The organism is Parablautia sp. Marseille-Q6255 (genome assembly GCF_951230155.1).
GTDB lineage: Bacteria > Bacillota > Clostridia > Lachnospirales > Lachnospiraceae > Choladousia.
This window is the reverse complement of sequence record NZ_CATNVD010000011.1, coordinates 64668-83762: the sequence shown is the minus strand read 5'-3', so window position 1 is coordinate 83762 and position 19095 is coordinate 64668. Positions and strand designations below refer to the sequence as shown.

The 19095-nt window shown below is 51.0% G+C and carries 17 protein-coding genes; 6 read left to right on the top strand and 11 right to left on the bottom strand.

Features of this window, described 5'->3' with window-relative positions; translation table 11 throughout:
- Positions 1-7: 7 nt before the first annotated feature.
- Complete coding sequence (gene coaBC / locus QOX44_RS09855) at positions 8-1219, bottom strand: bifunctional phosphopantothenoylcysteine decarboxylase/phosphopantothenate--cysteine ligase CoaBC (protein ID WP_283682947.1); 1212 nt, start codon at positions 1217-1219, stop codon at positions 8-10.
- 331 nt (positions 1220-1550) lie between these two features.
- On the opposite strand from coaBC, the gene QOX44_RS09850 reads away from it, so the two are divergent.
- The 4 genes from QOX44_RS09850 to ltrA all read left to right on the top strand — a co-directional run bounded on the left by QOX44_RS09850 (position 1551) and on the right by ltrA (position 4917).
- On the top strand, positions 1551-2243 hold the full coding sequence (locus QOX44_RS09850; RefSeq protein ID WP_283682946.1) for an ECF transporter S component: 693 nt from the start codon (positions 1551-1553) through the stop codon (positions 2241-2243).
- On the top strand, positions 2227-3000 hold the full coding sequence (locus QOX44_RS09845; RefSeq protein WP_283682945.1) for a type III pantothenate kinase: 774 nt from the start codon (positions 2227-2229) through the stop codon (positions 2998-3000). The genes QOX44_RS09850 and QOX44_RS09845 overlap by 17 nt, the downstream gene beginning before the upstream one ends.
- 338 nt (positions 3001-3338) lie before the next feature.
- Positions 3339-3479: a hypothetical protein gene (locus QOX44_RS09840; RefSeq protein ID WP_283680641.1), complete on the top strand. Its 141-nt coding sequence runs from the start codon at positions 3339-3341 to the stop codon at positions 3477-3479.
- 46 nt (positions 3480-3525) lie between these two features.
- Complete coding sequence (ltrA, locus tag QOX44_RS09835) at positions 3526-4917, top strand: group II intron reverse transcriptase/maturase (protein WP_283681000.1); 1392 nt, start codon at positions 3526-3528, stop codon at positions 4915-4917.
- 107 nt (positions 4918-5024) lie between these two features.
- Here ltrA and QOX44_RS09830 read toward each other — a convergent pair whose 3' ends face one another.
- From QOX44_RS09830 to QOX44_RS09805, 6 genes are all read right to left on the bottom strand, one after another.
- The gene (locus QOX44_RS09830; RefSeq protein ID WP_283682944.1) at positions 5025-5927 is read right to left on the bottom strand and encodes a carbohydrate ABC transporter permease; all 903 of its coding nucleotides are present in this window, start codon (positions 5925-5927) and stop codon (positions 5025-5027) included.
- 15 nt (positions 5928-5942) lie between these two features.
- Positions 5943-6830, bottom strand: a complete 888-nt coding sequence (locus QOX44_RS09825; protein WP_283682942.1) for a carbohydrate ABC transporter permease — start codon at positions 6828-6830, stop codon at positions 5943-5945.
- Between the two features lie 139 nt (positions 6831-6969).
- On the bottom strand, positions 6970-8235 hold the full coding sequence (locus tag QOX44_RS09820) for an ABC transporter substrate-binding protein (protein WP_283682941.1): 1266 nt from the start codon (positions 8233-8235) through the stop codon (positions 6970-6972).
- Between the two features lie 211 nt (positions 8236-8446).
- Positions 8447-9091 (bottom strand): GDSL-type esterase/lipase family protein, encoded by a 645-nt coding sequence (locus QOX44_RS09815; protein ID WP_283682940.1) that lies wholly within the window; start codon positions 9089-9091, stop codon positions 8447-8449.
- 34 nt (positions 9092-9125) lie between these two features.
- On the bottom strand, positions 9126-10043 hold the full coding sequence (locus QOX44_RS09810) for a dihydrodipicolinate synthase family protein (protein ID WP_283682939.1): 918 nt from the start codon (positions 10041-10043) through the stop codon (positions 9126-9128).
- Positions 10044-10088: 45 nt separating this feature from the next.
- Entirely contained in the window at positions 10089-10796 is a 708-nt protein-coding gene (locus QOX44_RS09805; RefSeq protein WP_283682938.1) for an N-acetylmannosamine-6-phosphate 2-epimerase, read from the bottom strand.
- A 363-nt stretch (positions 10797-11159) separates the two neighbouring features.
- Between QOX44_RS09805 and QOX44_RS09800 the strand changes: the two genes are divergently transcribed.
- The gene (locus QOX44_RS09800) at positions 11160-12017 is read left to right on the top strand and encodes a MurR/RpiR family transcriptional regulator (RefSeq protein WP_283682936.1); all 858 of its coding nucleotides are present in this window, start codon (positions 11160-11162) and stop codon (positions 12015-12017) included.
- 108 nt (positions 12018-12125) lie between these two features.
- Entirely contained in the window at positions 12126-13022 is an 897-nt protein-coding gene (locus QOX44_RS09795) for an ROK family protein (protein WP_283682935.1), read from the top strand.
- A 110-nt stretch (positions 13023-13132) separates the two neighbouring features.
- Here QOX44_RS09795 and QOX44_RS09790 read toward each other — a convergent pair whose 3' ends face one another.
- The 4 genes from QOX44_RS09790 to QOX44_RS09775 all read right to left on the bottom strand — a co-directional run bounded on the left by QOX44_RS09790 (position 13133) and on the right by QOX44_RS09775 (position 19092).
- Positions 13133-14932: an aminopeptidase P family protein gene (locus QOX44_RS09790; RefSeq protein ID WP_283682934.1), complete on the bottom strand. Its 1800-nt coding sequence runs from the start codon at positions 14930-14932 to the stop codon at positions 13133-13135.
- Positions 14933-15140: 208 nt separating this feature from the next.
- Complete coding sequence (locus tag QOX44_RS09785) at positions 15141-16754, bottom strand: peptide ABC transporter substrate-binding protein (RefSeq protein WP_283682933.1); 1614 nt, start codon at positions 16752-16754, stop codon at positions 15141-15143.
- 290 nt (positions 16755-17044) lie between these two features.
- Positions 17045-18097 carry an ABC transporter ATP-binding protein gene (locus QOX44_RS09780; protein ID WP_283682932.1) on the bottom strand — a complete coding sequence of 351 codons (1053 nt, stop codon included), beginning with the start codon at positions 18095-18097 and terminating at the stop codon, positions 17045-17047.
- Positions 18094-19092: an ABC transporter ATP-binding protein gene (locus tag QOX44_RS09775; RefSeq protein ID WP_283682931.1), complete on the bottom strand. Its 999-nt coding sequence runs from the start codon at positions 19090-19092 to the stop codon at positions 18094-18096. Before QOX44_RS09775 ends, QOX44_RS09780 begins: the two co-directional genes overlap by 4 nt.
- Between the last annotated feature and the right edge of the window lie 3 nt (positions 19093-19095).

The window sequence follows — 19095 nt, the reverse complement described above, 5'->3', positions numbered from 1 at the left end:
GTCCTTCTCACTCGCTGCATGCTCTGGATCTCCAGATCTCCAGCAGCTCATCGGTAAGCCGGACTGCCACCTCTTCCTTGCTCATCAGCTCAAGCTCGCGGATCCCATCCTCTGTGATCAGCGTCACAACATTCGTATCCGTCCCGAATCCTGCTCCTGCAACCTTTACATTATTTGCAGCGATCAGGTCCACATGCTTTCTGACAAGCTTTGCCCTCGCCTGCGCGACCAGATCCTGCGTCTCCATCGCAAAGCCGCACAGTACCTGATTTTTCGTTCTGTGCTCTCCAAGCCATGCAAGGATATCCTGCGTCCGCTCCAGCACCAGGCTCATATCGCCGTCCTTTTTCTTTACCTTCTGGTCTGAAACAGATACCGGACGGTAATCGGCAACTGCCGCCGCCTTGATGATCATATCCTGTTTGGCCGCGCGCGATGCGACTGCCTCAAACATCTCCTGTGCGCTTTGCACGCAGACCTTCTCTATGCCTGCCGGTGTGCTTAAATTTGTCCTGCCGGATACCAGCGTCACACTGGCCCCTCTTCTCCTGCATACTGCTGCGATCGCATATCCCATCTTGCCCGTCGAATGATTGGACAAAAACCGCACAGGATCGATCGCCTCCATCGTAGGACCGGCAGTGACCAGGACATGAAGTCCCTTCATATCCTTCTCGAGGGCTGCCTCATTGAGCACATGTTCCACGATCAGACGCTCATCCGGGAACTTTCCTTTTCCCGTGTCGCCGCATGCCAGATGGCCGCTTTCAGGCTCGATCACCTGCCACCCATACCGCCGGAGCAGCTCCTGATTGTCCTGTGTGACCGGATTCTCATACATGCGCATATTCATCGCCGGAGCGATCAGCTTCGGACACTGGCATGCAAGCACTGTTGTCGTCAGCATATCATCCGCAAGCCCGTGCGCAAGCTTTGCCATAATATTCGCCGTCGCCGGGGCGATCAGAACAAGATCCGCCCGCTTGGCAAGCTCCACATGCTCTACCTCAAACTGGAAATTCCGGTCAAATGTATCCGTCAGACATTTATTCCCAGTCAGTGTCTCAAAGGTGACGGGGGTGATAAACTGTTTTGCATTTTCGGTCATGATCACATGCACATCCGCGTGCTGCTTTTTCAGAAGGCTTGCCAGATTTGCCGCCTTATACGCTGCGATGCTCCCGGTCACGCCTAAAATGACTGTCTTTCCTTTTAACATAATCTTCTCCTTGTATGGATACCTTCCATCTGTCTTATCCACGCCTAGTATAACGGATTCCTGTATAAAAAACAAATGTTTTTCTTTTCGTACACAGCAGATTTTGCCGGAAATAAATATTGTCGAACACACGCATCCGTGCTATACTGCCCGTGTAATTGTATTGTATCCCGCTCAGACGGATGCGCAGGCATGATCTGCGGCAACGCTTTACGGCAAATGGTTCCGGCGCTGTACCAGTACGGACGGCAGCCCCTTTCCACATTTTCCGCAAATGCGCCCGGCAGTATCCACATCCTTTTGCAGGGGAATAATAACAAGGAGGAAAAAAATGAATACAAACACAAGAACACACACTTCAAAACTTGTCCTTATCGGACTTATCACTGCCGTTTTACTTCTCATGGCATACACCCCGCTCGGCTATCTGAATATCGGTCCGCTCGCGATCACCTTTAATATGATCCCTGTGGCGATCGCTGCTATCACGCTCGGTCCTGCCGGAGGAGCCGCTGCCGGAGCGATCTTCGGCATGACAAGCTTTTTGCAGTGCATCGGTATCGGCGGCACCAGCGCAATGGGCGTGATCCTGTTCGATATCAATCCGTTTTTCGCTTTTCTCCAGAGATTTGTCCCGCGTGTGCTTGACGGCTTTCTGCTCGGATACATCTTCCGCGGCGTCAGACGACTGTCAAATACATCTGCCGCCTGCCTCGTGACCGGATTCTTCTCTGCGTTTCTGAATACAGCCTTTTTTATGGCAGCGCTCGTGCTTCTCTTTGGAGGCTCCGCGTATATCCAGGAACTGATGGGCGGACAGAATGTGCTCGTCTTTATCTGCGGCTTTGTCGGCATCAATGCAGTCTGCGAGATGGCTGCCTCGACCGTGATCACTGCAGCCGTAGCAATGGCTTTGCACAAAGCGCACTTTGTTCCGGCCGCCCGCGTCACACCGCTCACTCAGTCATGCGCCCGCCCGCTGGCTGCATCACACACAGGAGGAACTCATGATTCTTGCCGTTGATATCGGAAATTCAAACATTGTACTGGGATGCTTTGAAGATGAAAAAATATTATTTATAGAAAGGCTTTCCACCAACCAGAACTCTACCGTACTGGAATACACCGTACTGATCAAAAATATCCTGGAACTGAACAATTTAAGCCACCACTCCTTTGAGGGCGGCATCATCTCCTCTGTCGTACCGTCTGTCACACATACGGTACAGGAGGCAATGATGCGTCTGACCGGGAAACACGTCATGGTCGTTGGCCCCGGCATCAAGACCGGGCTTAAGATCCTGCTCGATAACCCGGCACAGCTTGGCAGCGACCGGGTCGCAGACGCGGTAGCTGCCATCCACGATTATCCGTGCCCGCTGATCATCGTTGACATGGGCACCGCGACAACGATCTCAGCGATCGACCGCGACAGGAATTTTCTCGGCGGCATGATCTATCCCGGTCTGAGAGTTTCGCTCGACTCCCTTACCATGCGCACCTCGCAGCTTCCGAAGATCAGTCTGGATCCGCCAAAGAGAGTCATCGGCTCCAACACGATCGACTGCATGCGCAGCGGGATCATCTACTGTACGGCTGCCAGCATCGACGGAGCGATCGAACGCATCGAAGAGGAGCTCGGCGAAACCTGTACCATCGTCTCCACAGGCGGGCTCGCCAAAACCATTATCCCGTACTGCAAGCGGGAGATCATCATAGATGACCGTCTGCTCTTAAAGGGACTGATGTACATCTACAACAAAAACAGGGGACACAACTGAGCGCCCCACACTTTATTGCTGCAAAAAACTCTTCAGAAAGAAACCATTGCGGGAATCTTTCCGAAGAGTTTTTATCTTGTGCGCCTGGCGGCGCACGTTTCTAACGGGTGCAAGTCCCGAATTCGCCCGGTAGTGGGAAGGATATAGCCGAAGGCAAGGGTGTCCATCGTGAGATGGAATCTGAAGGAAGCCAGATGTGGGAAACTTACTAACCCACGGGCAAACCTCTGGTCTGACGGACAGAAATCGCATATAAGGCTGTACATGAGGGTAAGTCTGCAAGACAAGATGAAGCCCGATAACTACACGGAATCATGTGCAGTAAATGCGGCAGATGGATGGAGGGAAAGAAACGTGTGGTACCCAGGGAGGTCTGTACGGAACGCTCTGAAAAGAGTAACCGTTATCGGAAGGTAACGCTGAACGTACAGAAGTCAGCAGAGGCCATAGTAGTTGATTTTTTTTCAGCGAAGGGCTGAATCAATAGGAGTCTTTCGTACGACTGGGAAAGGAGGAATGGGCAGAATGGGTACAGAAAACAGAGAAAGCTGCTCACAAAGAGATAGCGCGGAACGCAAAGGGTATGTGAGAGCGCACCGCTCATTCAACCGGATATGGAAGGAAAGGGACAGTGCAGAGCCAGATATCCTAAGTAAGATACTGAATAAGGATAACCTGAACAGAGCTTACAAAAGAGTGAAGGCGAACAAGGGAGCGCCAGGAGTTGATGGGATGACTATTGAAGCGGCGTTACCATGGTTGAGGGAGAATAATCACGAACTGGTAGAAAGAATCAGGAAGGGGAAATATAGCCCTTCCCCAGTCAGGAGAGTGGAGATCCCGAAGCCGGATGGAGGGACAAGAAAGCTAGGAATCCCTACTGTCATAGACCGCATCATCCAACAGGCCATGGCACAGCAGCTGATGCCAATCTATGAACCTCTGTTCTCGAAGGACAGTTATGGCTATCGTCCGGGTCGAGGGGCAAAAGACGCTGTCAGGAGGATAAAAGAGTACATCGAGCAGGGATATACGAGGGCAGTCGTCCTCGACCTGTCGAGATACTTTGATACGCTGAACCATACGATACTGCTGAACCAGTTGAGGAAACAGGTAAAAGATGAAAGAGTGGTACAGATGGTAAAGCGATATCTGAAGAGCGGAGTGATGGAAAACGGTGTTGTAACAGAGACGGAGGAAGGCTCCCCGCAAGGAGGAAATCTATCTCCACTCTTAGCAAACGTGTATCTGAATGAATTCGACTGGGAGTTTCACAGGCGGGGTGTGCCATGCATCCGCTACGCAGACGATATCGTACTGCTGGCGAAAAGCGAACGGGCCGCAGAGCGACTGCTGGAATCCAGCACGAAATATCTGGAGGAAACGTTGAAACTGAGAGTGAACCGGGAAAAGAGCCGGACAGTCAGTGTATTCGCAATCCGAAATTTTAAGTTCCTTGGCTTCTGTTTTGGGAAGAACGGAAAAGGAATCTATATCCGAGTCCATGGAAAGTCATGGGAGAAAGCCAAGGATGAACTGCGCAGGCTCACTTCCCGGAGCAAGTGCGGAAGTGTCGTCCGAACTATGGAAAAGGTAAAAGTCTACATGAGAGGATGGCTAAACTATTATGGGATAGCGGATATGAAGAACAATATCGAAAGCGTGAACGGATGGCTGTACCGCCGGATACGGATGTGTATCTGGAAACAGTGGAAACTGCCAAAGACCAGGAGGAGAAAGCTGATAGGACTGGGGTTATCAGAGTGGGCAGCATGCGAAGGAGCATACAGCAGAAAATCCTACTGGAGGATGTCTAACACGGGTGTGGTCAAAAGAGCATTAACAAAAGAAAGACTGATAAACTGGGGCTTCTATGATTTAGCCACAGCCTATCAGTCTCTGCACATCAACTATTGAAACCGCCGTGTACCGAACGGTACGCACGGTGGTGTGAGAGGACGGCGGCTAATCACCGCCTCCTACTCGATTTAAAACAGGATACCTTTTCTTGAATGATCTGTCTTTTATCCCTTTACCGCACCCATTGTGATCCCCTTGGTAAAATACTTCTGGAAGATCAGGAATACAATAATGATCGGGATCGCCGCCAGCGCAGCGCCTGCCATGATCAGACCGAAATCCGTAGAGTTTTCTGCCTGCATGTTTGCGATACCGAGGGAGATCGTCGACGTCTCCGTACTCGTCAGCATGATCAGCTGCATGAAGTAGTCATTCCATGAATTGATAAATGTAAAGATCGCAAGTGCACCGATACCCGGTTTGATCATCGGAAGCGCTACATGCGAGAAGGTCTTCCACTCACTAGCGCCGTCGATACGCGCGGCCTCCATCATCTCTCCCGGGATCCCCTCTGCAAACTGCTTGATCAAAAATACGCCAAACGGCCACCCCACGATCGGAAGGATCACCGCCCACAGTGTGTTGTAAAGCTTTAACGCAGACATCTCACGCAGCAGCGGGATCAGGATGACCTGTTTTGGAAGAGCCATCGCACAGACGATCATCGTAAAGACCACCGTTCTTCCAAAAAAGCGTTTCTTTGCCAGAGCGTATCCTGCCATTGCCGCAGTCGCACACGTAAGTCCCATCGCTGCAACCGCCATAAAAACGGTATTCACCAGCCAGCGGATCGCCGCAGGCACCTGCGGTCCCGCAAATGTGATATCCGTAAACGGGACTGTGATCGAAAACAGCGGCGCTACCTGCTTACTGAACAGTTTTTCATAGTTCGTCAGCACCCATTCGGACGGCCACCACGCCGGTGAGGTCGCATTGATCTCCTGCGCCGTCTTAAAGGAACCGGTCACGATCCAGTAAAGCGGAAACGCAAACAGGACAGCCAGGATAACGATGGCGGTGACGCTGACAACTTTATAGACTTTCGTACTCATTGCTGTTGATTTCATATCTCCGCCTCCCTCCTAATCTGTTTTTGCCAGCTTAAACTGGACTGCTGAAAGCACTGCTATGATGACTGCAAGCACAACGCCCATGGCATTTCCGTATCCGTACTTATACAGCTTGAATGCAGAATAGTAAATATAATACATGATCGTATCTGTGCTGTGGTTCGGTCCGCCGCTCGTAAGCAGCTGGATCAGCGCAAAGCACTGGAAACTGTTGATCGTTGTGATGACGAGTACATACAGCGTCGTCGGCATGATCTGCGGCCATTTGATCTTCCAGAAGCACTGGAATTTGTTCGCTCCGTCCACCTGCGCAGCCTCCACAAGGCTCTGATCCACGTTGTTAAGCGCAGAGACATACAGCACGATCGGCTGTCCGACAGAGGTCGTCAGCAGGATCAGGATGATACATCCCAGAGCAAACCGTTCGTCTCCAAGCCAGTTGATATTTTTATCGAGCAGCCCGACGCCTTTGCCGACATAATTAAAAATGCCGTAATAGTTATTGAACATCCATTTCCATACAACAGCGACTGCCACAGAGCCCGTGACAACCGGAAGATAGAAAATACAGCGGAAGGCCGAGCATGCCGGTCCCTTCATATTGTAGATCACAGAGCTGACCCACAGAGAAAAAATACACGTAACCGGAACGGAAACAATCACGATGACGACGGTATTTTTCAGCGCTCCCCAGAAAATCTCATCCTTTGCCAGATCCACATAGTTTTTGAAGCCTACGAATATATCCTCCCTGCCCATCGTCGAGTCAAAAAAGCTCGTATACACGCACTGGATCATCGGATAGATTACAAAGCCGACAAAGAAGATCAGACTCGGAAGCAGAAAAGCATATCCCGCCATTGTCTCTCTGCGCGCCAGCGCTCTGCTCCTGTTTGACATCCGGAAATCCCCCTTTCATTCTCAATCCAGATTTTTCTTTTGAAAAAAGTAAGGCACCCTTCCCGCGCGACACGCAGGAAGGATGCACGAGTCTACATTACTTATGATGTTTTAGCGATACTGCCGTCTGCCAGACCTTTTACTTGGCAGATGCCGCTGCATTTGCCGTCTCTGTAAACGTAGCAACTGCCTCTGATACCTCTGCGCCGGAGCCGATCTGCTGAAGCATATTCCACCATGCCGTACGAGCCTCTGCCCAGCCGCCTACTACCTGATAGTAGTCGCCCATGTACTGAACGAATGTGGAGTACTCTGTCATCATCTCATCACCCTCATAGATATTTCCGAGATCCTTTACCGGCCAGTAGCTGGAAGCCTTTACGCTCTCTACTACCTGCTTCTCGTCATTTGCCATGAAGTCGATAAATGTCTTTGCAGCCTCGATCTTCGCCTCATCGCCATTATCAAAGATACCAAAGCCCCAGATACCGCCGCAAAGCTGCGGTTCACCTGTCTCTGTCGGGAACGCCATCGGAAGAACGTCAAATGCGATATTCTCTACATTATTTTTCTCCTGAGCGATGTTCCAGCAAAATGCCATTGCCAGTGTGCCGTTGCAGAAAAGGTTGATCTCGTCTGCGCCCTGTAAGGATGCGTCAAAGTTGATCCCTTCCATACCTGCCAGAAGTTCGAGAGCCTTGATATTTTCCTCACTGTCTGCTGTGTACTCTGTGTGCTCTGCATTTGTAAATGTGCCACCGTACAGGTTATTTACAAGAGCGCGTGTACCCTGATCGCCGCCCTGGCCGCCGCAGTATACTGCAGCTACATTTTCCTGACCGGAAGCATAAACAGCCTCAACTGCCTTGATAAAGTTCTCTGTCGTCCAGGTACGTGTCTCCTCGTCCAGATACTGCAGTGCGTCCGCAGCCTCAAACACGTCTCTGTTGATCGCCATCGTATGGGCTGTCATGCACAGAGGATACTCATAAAATACACCTTCATTGTTCTGGCATGCTGCTTCTACAGAATCGTAGATCGCTTCCTTTGCCTCGTCTGTCCAGAGGTCTGCCAGATCGACCATCAGTCCCTTTGCACCCCAGTTTGCCACAAGACGCTCCGGTCCCTCCATAACCAGATCCGGCGCCTGTCCGCCCTCGATCGCGGTATTGATCTTGTCGTCACCGTTCGTGTAGTCCAGATACTCTACCTTCACTGTGATATCCGGGTGCGCCTCATTAAAGCTTGCCAGCAGTCCCTCTACGGTAGCGGCGTCGCCCCAGCTTCCGATCGGATACGTCCACAGAGTGATCTCTGTAGCTTCCTCTGCTGCCACACTGCCTGCAAATGCAGAAACCGCCATAGCACCTGTCAGTGCAACTGCCAAACCCTTACGTAATCTCATACTTCATATCCTCCTTTTATTTTTCATGTCCCATGTCATGTGCACTTCGCACAAACTGTTGCATTTATTCTAACATTATTTTTACATTATGTCAATATGTTTTATAATAATTTATTTTTCTTATGTGCATATTGACTATTTTTTACTTTTTCTGTTTTTACTTTTTATATATTCATCCAATTGCGTGCTTTCTTTTCCCGGACAACTCCCGTCATAAAAGCGAAGGGATCTTTTCTGCAAGCGCATGCGCAAGCTGATGGTGCCCTGCCTCAGTCAAATGCATATAATCCACATGGTTCGGCCCGTCTGCTACTGCTTTGTTTGCATCCAGATAATGACAGCCAAGCTGCGCGGCAAGCGCTTCATACTCTGCCGCAAGTCCCTGCGATTTCTCTGCGCAGCCGCGTCCCATGGTCGCAGCACACGGCGTATCCGCATATTCTCTTCCGATATTCTGCGGTGTCACGAGCAGAATATTGGGGCGCCCATCTCTCCAGCACTCCTCCACAGAAATTGCTTTTCTGAGAAGCCGTCCCATGCCGATCGCAATACACGCCGCCGACGCGCCAAAGCGCTCCTTCGTATCATTCGTCCCGAGCATGACGATCAGCAGATCGACCGGCTCGTGGCTTTTCAGGCACGGGCAGATATAATCCAGCCCCGACATCCCCTCATGGATCGGATCATCAAAACATGTGGTCCTGCCGCTTAATCCTTCCTCAATGATCAGATAATCGGATCCGAGTTCTCTTTGAAGCAGCTGCGTCCATCTGTGCGCCTCATCAAACCTGCCGTCCGTTTCCGCCCAGTAGCCGTGCGTATTCGAATCACCAAAACATACGATATGTTTTTTCATAGTCTTTCTCCAAATCCCCGTCCCTTACTGCTTTTTACAGATCCCTGGTATCCGCGATCGCCTGTCTGATATCGCGGTAAAGTTCTGTAAGCTTCGGATCATCCAGTGCGACCGGAAGGAAGGGCAGTCTCGGATCGCCCATCGGACAGCCGTCAAGAGAAATAATCCCCTTTACCGCTGCGTGCATGGAAGCGAAGGAACACAGTCTGTAGATCAAAGGTGTGACGATGTTCTGTACCTGCGCCGCCTTCTCCCACTCTCCGCGCGCAATGAGTTCATCCATCTTCAGATAAAGCTCCGGCATCGCGCCGTATGTGCCGCCGATCCCGGCGTCCGCCCCGAGAAGCCGTCCTGCGACAAACTGCTCGTCCGGTCCGTTGAACACGATAAAATCTTTTCCTCCTGCCAGCTTGAATCTGAGAATATCCTGCGCCGGATCAGACGAGCACTTTACACCTGCAACACGCTCATTCTCCAGCATTCTTCCAAAGAGGTTCATGGAAAGATTGAAGCCTGTAAGCTGCGGGATATTATAGATAAAAAATGGCAGATCAGCCGCCTTTGTGATCTCGGTCCAGTGCTGATACACACTCTCCTCGCTCGGACGGTAGTATACGCACGGAACTGCCGATGTAGCAGCAGCGCCGATCTTCTCCGCATGCTCTGCCAGTATGCAGGAGTGTCTCGTATCGGGACAGCCGACATGAACAATGATGTTCATATCATCTCCGACCTCATCGACTACCGTCTCTGCGACCAGCTTTCTTTCCTCCGTATCCAGCAGAAATCCTTCCCCGGTACTTCCGCAGACGTACATCTGCTTTACACCCTTATCACGAAAATAGCGGGATACGCGCCTGACTGCATCAACATCCACACTGCCATCCTTCGCAAACGGTGTATTGAGCGCAACCGTTACATGCTTAAATTTATTGATATCATACTTTGACATAAGTATCCTCCTGCTCGTTTATTCCTAAATAAAACTGTATCTGCATCATCTGCTTTGCGCTGCATCCACTGCGCTGATAAAACGCTGCGCGATCTCCAGAGGTCTTGTGATCGCTCCTCCTACCACGACTGCAAACGCGCCTGCATCCAGCATCTCAACTGCCTGCTGCGGATAATGGATGCGCCCTTCCCCGATGACCGGAATATCAACAGCAGCGGCCAGACGCTTTACCAGCTCATAATCCGGTCCGTCCGTCTTTTCCGTATAGCTCGTATATCCGCTCATCGTCGTGCCGACAATGTCCATGCCGAGCTTCCATGCCTGGATTCCTTCTTCGTATGTAGAAATATCCGCCATCAGGATCGCATCCGGATATTTTGTACGCACCTCCGTGATAAATTCGCTGACTGTTTTTCCATCTCCGCGTTTCTGCTGTGTACAGTCAAGCGCGATAATATCTGATCCGGCGGCTACCAGATCATCCACCTCTTTCATAGTCGGCGTGATGTAGCTCTCAAATCCCTCATACTGCACCTTCACAAGCCCGATCACCGGAAGCCCCGTCTCTTCTTTGATCGCAAGGACATCGCGGATACTGCTCGTGCGGATCATCGGTGTGCCTGCCTGCTTTGCCGCGCGCGCCATCAGATACATGACAGATTTTTCCTCCACATATAATGGCTCACCCGGAACCGCCTGACAGGAAACGATCACCTTTCCTCTGATCCGTTCAAAAAGTTCCTCTTTTTTCATACTGTCTCCTTTCTTGTCCCATTTTCTCCTGTTCCTGTATATCAATTAAAATTATGTATTTATGAAGCATTTGTTTTCCTGCGTTACCTTCGCAGCGCCTGTTCCCGGCATTTTGTAAGCCTATTATATTCCTTTCGCAAATCATTTTCAATATAACAATTAAATGAAAATCATTTACATTAATTGTGCAGTTTTACCAGTTTTTATATGATTATCCAGTTCTCTATCTCGCTTTTATCCATTATATTTTGAAAATAATTTTATTTAACGAAAGCTTTTGAAAATATTGACCATAAAGACAATATGCTCTATAATAGGATGCAGGTGTGATTTTCACAGGTTTTGCTAAATGGAGGAATAAAATTGACTGAGAATATCCTGGAAGAAATGACAAACCGATACAATCAAATGACACGTTCCGGCAAGCTGCTGGCAAATTATATTTTTGCGAATACGGAGAAGGCACAGTATCTGTCCATCTCCTCTCTGGCAGAAAACTGCGGCGTATCTGAGGCGACCATCACCCGCTTCTGCCGGATGCTCGGACTGTCCGGCTACAACGACCTGAAGCTCGCGCTCGCCAAAACCTCTCATCCAAATGAGCTGGGCGAATTTTCCGATCAGCCGCAGGGGATCTTTACGACCGATACGATGGCTACCATCGGAAAAAAACTGCGCGATGCTTTTTTTATTTCTGTAAACGAGACGCTGGAGCAGATGGAACCCGTCTCCTTCAACCGCGCCGTAAGGTATCTTCACCGCGCCAGGCAGGTGTTCTGCTTTGGTCATGGCGGAAACACGGTTCTGGCACAGGACGCATGGGCAAGATTTTCCCAGGTGACGAACAAATTTATCCACATTGCAGATTCTCATATGCAGATCATGGCAACGTCGCTGGCTTCCTCACAGGATGTGATCCTGTTTTTTTCTTATTCCGGCTCTACAAAGGACGCAGAAGAGCTTCTGACACTGGCAAAGAAGCGGCAGATACCAGTCATCCTGCTGACGCATTTTCGCAACTCTATGGCAGCGCAGCTGGCAGATGTCGTCCTGCTTTGCGGCTACAATGAAAGCCCTCTGCAATCCGGCTGTATCGCAGCCAAGATCGGTCAGCTCCTGCTGCTTGAATGTCTCTACTATGGCTACTGCAATCAGGACCCGGATGCGATCCAGGAAGCGCGCGCCGCTACCAGCGAAGCAATCTCAAAAAAGCTCCTGTAGCAGTCAGGGGCGCTGCAGAACAGGCAACAGTAAAACAGGTAACAATAAAACAGGCAACAATAAATCAATGTATCATATATACGGCATAATGCAGGGGGGATGCTACTTATGAAAACAATGGTACTGGACATCGGCGGCACAGCACTTAAATCAGCCGTCTTTAACAGCGAAACAAATGTATTAGAGGAGATCCGCGAATGTCCGTCAGAAGGCTTTCTCGGCGGCGCACACATCGTCGAGCTCGTCATTAAGACGATCCGCGATTACGCGCAGACCGTGGATTTTGGCACGATCGGCATCAGCACTGCCGGGCAGGTAGACCCGGAAGACGGCAGGATCATCTACGCCAATCAGAATGTTCCCGGCTATACCGGCATCGGTCTGGGCGCTATCGTACAGCAGGAATTCCACGCACCGACGTATGTGGAAAACGATGTGAATGCAGCAGCGATCGGAGAAGCATACTTCGGGGCAGGACAAAATGAAAAGAACTTTGTCTGCCTCGCATACGGTACAGGCGTAGGCGGCGCTCTTTATCTAAACGGAAATCTTTATCACGGAAGCAGCTGTTCCGCCGGAGAATTCGGCGCAGTCATCACGCATCCGGAGGACCGTCATCCGGAAGAAGACCTGTTCAGCGGCTGCTACGAAAAGTATGCTTCCACGACTGCTCTCGTCAAAAAGGCAATGGAGTACGACCCGGCTCTGACAAACGGACGCCTCATCTTCACCCGCCTCGATGATCCAAAGATACAGGAAATTCTTGACGGTTGGATCCTGGAGATCGTCTACGGACTTGTGACGATCACCCACACCCTGAATCCTTCCTGCATCATCTTGGGCGGCGGGATCCTGGAGCAGCCCTATGTCCTGGAGCAGATCAAAAAGAAATTCTACGAGCATATCATGCCAAGCTTCCGCCACGTCGAGATACGAAGAGCCGAGCTTGGAAATAAGGCAGGGCTCTACGGCGCAGCGATGCTTGCAAACGATCGCTTTTCCTGAATATCTGACAAAATAAAAACAGAGGATATGGAAAAATACAGCTTCCGGCAAATGTTCACTTTGCCAGATCAGGTATTTTCCATATCCCCTTTTCTTTTATACGCTTATATTCAGATTTCTCTTGTCGCTTCTTTCAGCCACTGTGCTTCCTCCGCTTCCAGATACGGAGAGATTTTCTCGTACACTTCTTTATGGTAGGCGTTGAGCAGCGCCCGTTCCCGTTCACTCATCTGCTCCGGCACAATGCCGTCAAGGTCAAACGGCACCATCGTCAGATGCTCAAAACACAGAAACGGACCGAACTCTGTCTCCTGTGCTTTTTTGCAGACGATCAGATTTTCATGCCGGATGCCGTACTGTCCTTCCACGTAGTACCCCGGCTCATCAGAGGTGATCATGCCCTCCTCCAGCACCGCGCTGTCATTGCGCTCCGGCACAATCCTCCAGCGGATACCATTTGGCGCCTCGTGTACATTCAGATAATATCCGACACCGTGGCCCGTGCCGTGATTAAAATCCTTTCCCAGCTCCCACAGAGGTCCGCGCGCCAGATAGTCCAGATTGACTCCCCGGCAGCCGTAGCGGAACTTCGCAGCAGCAAGGTTCAGTGTTCCGCGCAGTACCGCTGTAAAGTACAGCTTCTGCTCCTCAGTGACCGGTCCCATCACGATCGTACGCGTCACATCGGTCGTTCCTTCCAGATACTGTCCGCCGGTATCTGCCAGCAGCAGTCCGTGCGGCTCGATCGGCACGTCAGTCTCCGGCGTCGCAGAATAATGATTCATCGCCGCATGCGGCCCGTAGGAAATGATCGGTTCAAAGCTGTTCCCCATATTGTTTTCCTGCTGCGCGCGCAGACGATCCAGATATTCGGCCGCACTGATCTCCGTCATCGGAATCTTTCCGACATTCTTTTTCAGCCAGTAAATAAACTTTGTCACCGCTACGCCGTCCTTTATATGAGCGATACGCTCATTCTCCACCTCGACCGGATTCTTGATCGCCTTCGGCAGAAGCGTCAGATTCTCCTCATCGAGCAGCGTTACGCCCTCCGGGAGTCCTGCCACCAGCCGGCTGTTTGCCTTTGCCTTGCAAAGGAGCACGCGCTGCCCCTTCTCCAGACCGGCTACGTACTCATAGACTGCATCGTATGCCCGGATCTCTACGCCGTCCGATGCGAGCGCCTCCCGGACCTGCTCCGGGAATACGGATCCATTTGCAAACAGTACGATATCTTTCTGCGTCATCACGAGATAGGACAGAACGACCGGATTGCACGGTACGTCGCCGCCGCGGATATTGAGAAGCCATGCAATGTCATCGAGCGTAGTCAGAACGAAAACGTCTGCCCCCCGCTCCTGCATGGCGCTGCGGATCTGCGCACACTTATCTGCGCGCGACCTTCCAGCCCATCTCACTTCCAGCTCCTTCACAGGCTCTGCCGAAAGCCCGGGCCGGTCCGTCCAGATCATGCCCACAAGATCCTCCTCGCATTTCAGGGATACGTCTTTTTTCGCAAGCTCCCGCTCCAGCTCATCCGCCTCCCGTGCGCTGACTGTCCTGCCGTCAAAGCCAAGGCAGCCGCCCTTTGGCATATGCTCTTCCAAAAATGCATGGACGGTCGGCACACCCGGCTCTCCCATCCGGAACAGCGTCACCGTGCTGCCCTCAAGCTGCTCTGCCGCCTGGATAAAATAGCGTCCATCCGTCCAGAGCCCCGCCATATCCTGCATCACAACTGCTGTTCCGGCAGAACCTGTAAATCCCGTCATATACTGTCTGCATTTAAAATGATCGCCTACATACTCGGAAGCGTGGAAATCATCTGTCGGGATCAGATACGCATCCATCCCTTTTTCCTGCATCAGACTGCGCAGCGCAGCCAGACGCTGTGGTATACTCCTGTTCATCTGTGTCTCATCCTTTCCTGTCTTTTTGTATCTGCTTCCAGATACCATATGATCCGCCCTTATTCTACCCCTTAACTGCCACTTGCCGCAAGCAGTAATTGAAAAAGAATAAACTTTTCCATTACGCAAAAAACAGGGCAGTACAGCAAAAGCCATACCGCCCCGTCTCTTTTAGATAATCCTTTATATAAGCTGTTTCACAGAAGGATTACTCTGCAAGGTCTGCATACATGAAGTACCAGAAACCGTTAGATGCATGCCACATACCCTCGATCTTTGAGCTCTGGAGCCAGAAATCGTTGTAATATGCCACCGGCATACAAGCATAATCATTCATCATGATATCCTCTGCCTCATGAAGCGCTGCTGAACGCTCCTCCGGATCAACCGTCTGTCTGGACTTATCGATTGCCGCATCAAAGTCCGGATTGTTGTATTTACCGTCGTTGTTTCCGTTTGTGCTGTAGAGAAGCTCAAGCTGGTTGGACGGATCTGTGTAGTCGCCTACCCAGCCGTTACGTGAGATCTCGAAGTCTCCTGCACGACGCAGCGGTGTGAAGCTGGACCACTCAACAACCTCTACCTCAAGTGTAACGCCGATCTCTGCCCATGCGGACTGCAGATACTCAGCAAGTGCTTTGTGGTAGCCAGCGTCATTTGTAGAGTAAGTCAGTACCGGAAGTCCCTCGCCATTCGGATATCCAGCCTCCTCAAGAGCTGCCAGAGCGCCCTCGATATCAGCGTTCAGCGGAAGATAGCCGCCCTCCGGACCATTTTCTACGAAGTCTGTGCCGTCCATATCCTTCCAGCCAGGTCCTATAAAGCTCTGTGCCGGTGAATAGGTGCCCTGCATCAGGGTGTTAGCCACATACTCTCTGTCGATCGCAAGGTTCAGAGCCTTGCGGACATTTACATCATTAAACGGCTCGATCTGGTCGTTAAAGGAAATATAGTACGTACCGATGATCGGATCTACATAGAACTCCTCGTTGCCCTCAAGGCTCGGGATCTCCTCTGTCGGAACATCCTTGATAAACTGTACTTCGCCATTCTGATATGCACTGTAGGAAGCATTTGCATCCTCGATCAGGTTCCATTTGATGCTGCCAAGCTTGATCGCATCTGCATTCCAGTAGTTCGGGTTCTTGCTCGTGATGATGTGAGAACCCGGTACCCACTCTGTGATCATGAACGGTCCGTTTGAAATATAAGTAGACGCATCTACTGCCCATGCATCGCCGTTAGCATCTACAGTCGCCTGCTGTACCGGGCTTAATGTCGGGAATGCTGCCAGATTTCCGAAATATGTACACGGATTGGACAGCTTTACTTCCAGTGTCAGATCATCCACTGCTGTCACGCCAAGCGCCTCAAGGTCTCCTTCGATCGCTGCATCGTATCCTTCTACCATGCCAAGCACCGTCTCTGCATACGGAGCTGCCGTATTCGGATCACATACACGTCTCCAGCTGTAAACAAAATCATTTGCCGTCAGATCAGAACCGTCAGACCATTTCAGGCCCTCACGGAGCTTGAAGGTCCATGTAAGACCATCCTCTGACGTCTCCCAGGACTCCGCCTGACCCGGCGCGAGCTGTCCTTCCTGATCCTGAGTCAAAAGTCCCTCAAACAGGTGAAGGATCATATTTCCTCCGTCTACCGCACTGTTTAATGCCGGGTCGATCGTCTCCGGATCCGGCCCTACCTGAACGGAAAGCTGCTTTCCTTCTGCCTCCTCTGCTGCTGCCATCATAACTGTTCCACTTGCCATAGAAACTGTCATAACTGCTGCAAGCAGCATGCTAATTGCTCTCTTTTTCATCTTTCTCCTCCTTAAGATTAAGATTATATGTCTACAGCCCTCCGACTGTTACATATCTGATCCGGGTGGCCGCCCCTGCTGTGTCTTCAGGAGCGGGCCCTTCACTCGTTGCTTCACTGTCGCATCTGTGTGATTTGATAATTGTGCGATGTGTTATTACATCACCGTACTAAATTATCTGTTTCAAAGTATAGCACCTATTTTCTTAATTGTCTACCACTTTTTTTATTTTTTGTAACTTTGCGGACGACCAAACGGCTGCTGTTTTTTATTTGAACTGTTCACTCAGATTAATTAATTTTGTCCAGATTATGGCACGCCGCATAATGTCCCTTGCTGACCTCACGCCACTTCGGCACCTCCTGCGCACACTGCTCGGTCGCATACGGGCATCTGGTCCGAAATCTGCAGCCGGACGGCGGATTAAGCGGACTTGGCACGTCTCCCTCGAGTACGATCCGGCTGCTTGCCCTCGCCGTCTTCGGATCCGCGATCGGGATCGCAGAGATCAGACTCCTGGTATACGGATGCACACTGTGGAAGATCAGCTCATAGCTGTCCGCCAGCTCCACGAGCTTTCCAAGATACATTACGCCGATCCTGTTGGAAATATGCTTCACAACAGAAAGATCATGCGCGATAAAGAGATACGTCAGTCCCATCTGCGCCTGCAGATCCTCAAACATATTGACGACCTGTGCCTGGATAGAGACGTCCAGCGCCGAGATCGGCTCATCGCAGACAATAAACTTCGGATCTACCGCGAGCGCACGCGCGATGCCGACACGCTGACGCTGTCCGCCGGAAAACTCATGCGGATAACGGTTCGCATGCTCCGAGTTCAGTCCCACGCACTCCAGAAGCTTCTGGATCTTGTCATAGCGCTCCTGCTTATTTGCCGCAAGATGGTGGATGTCGATCGCCTCTCCCACGATATCTCCGACCGTCATACGCGGATCCAGGCTCGCGTACGGATCCTGGAACACGATCTGCATCTGCCGGCGATACGGCTTCATATCTACCGACGTCTTTGTCCCCAGCTTCGGACTGCCGTTTTCTATGATATCATTGCCGTTTTCATCCTGCACCGGAACATCGCCGCTGTCAAAAAGCACTGTATCATCATAGACGATCCGCCCCTTCGTCGGTTCATAGAGGCGCAGGATCGAACGTCCCGTAGTCGTCTTTCCGCATCCGGACTCTCCGACAAGGCCAAGCGTCTCTCCCCGGTTGATAAAGAAGGAAACATCATCTACCGCCTGCACGAATTTCTTTTTCTTTCCAAATCCGCCTGCCGGAAAATACTGGTAAAGATGTTCGATTTTCAGTAATTTGTCACTCATTGCTGATTTCCTCCTTCCAGCTCTTTTTTCTGGTTCATCCAGCAGGTTGAATAATGTACATCTCCAAAATGCATTACCGGAGCTTTTTCCCGCAGACAGATCTTCATGCAGCTGTCGCACCGGGATGCAAACGGACATCCCTTCGGCGGGTTGAGCAGGTCGACCGGCGTGCCTTCGATCGGCACCAGACGCTCATGCTCTTTGCTGTCCATACGCGGAATGCTGCGCAGTAGCCCCTTGGTATACTCATGCTTCGGATTGTAGAAAATATCGTCTGTCAGACCGTACTCCACGATATTTCCCGCATACATGACCGCAATGTGGTCACACATACTCGCAACTACGCCCAGGTCATGCGTGATCATCATGATCGCCATGCCGAGCTTATCCTTCAGTTCCATCATCAGTTCCAGGATCTGCGCCTGGATCGTCACATCAAGCGCCGTCGTCGGCTCATCTGCGATCAGAAGCTTCGGCTCACACGCAAGCGCCATCGCGATCATGACACGCTGACGCATTCCTCCTGAGAGCTCATGCGGATACTGCTTCAGACGCTTCTTCGGCTCATTGATGCCCACCAGCTCCAAAAGCTCTGTGGCTCTTGCCTGGATCTGATCCTTCGTCTTATCTGTGTGCAGCCGGATCACCTCGCGGATCTGATTTCCGATCGTATAGACCGGGTTCAGACTCGTCATCGGGTCCTGGAAAATGATCGAGATCTCATTTCCCCGCATTTTCTGCATCTGCTTTTCTGTCATCTCATGGACGTGATGTCCGTTAAAATCAAGCGTACCTCCGAGCAGCTTTCCCGGATACGCGGTAAGCCCCATCAGGCTGTATGCCGTAACCGATTTTCCGGAGCCGCTCTCTCCTACGATCCCCAGCACCTCTCCTTCTTTGATGTGAAAGGATACGTCATTTAATGCCTTTACCTCTCCTGCCGGCGTAAAGAAGGACAGGCGCTCATGTTCAATATTTACCAGATATTCACTCATCGC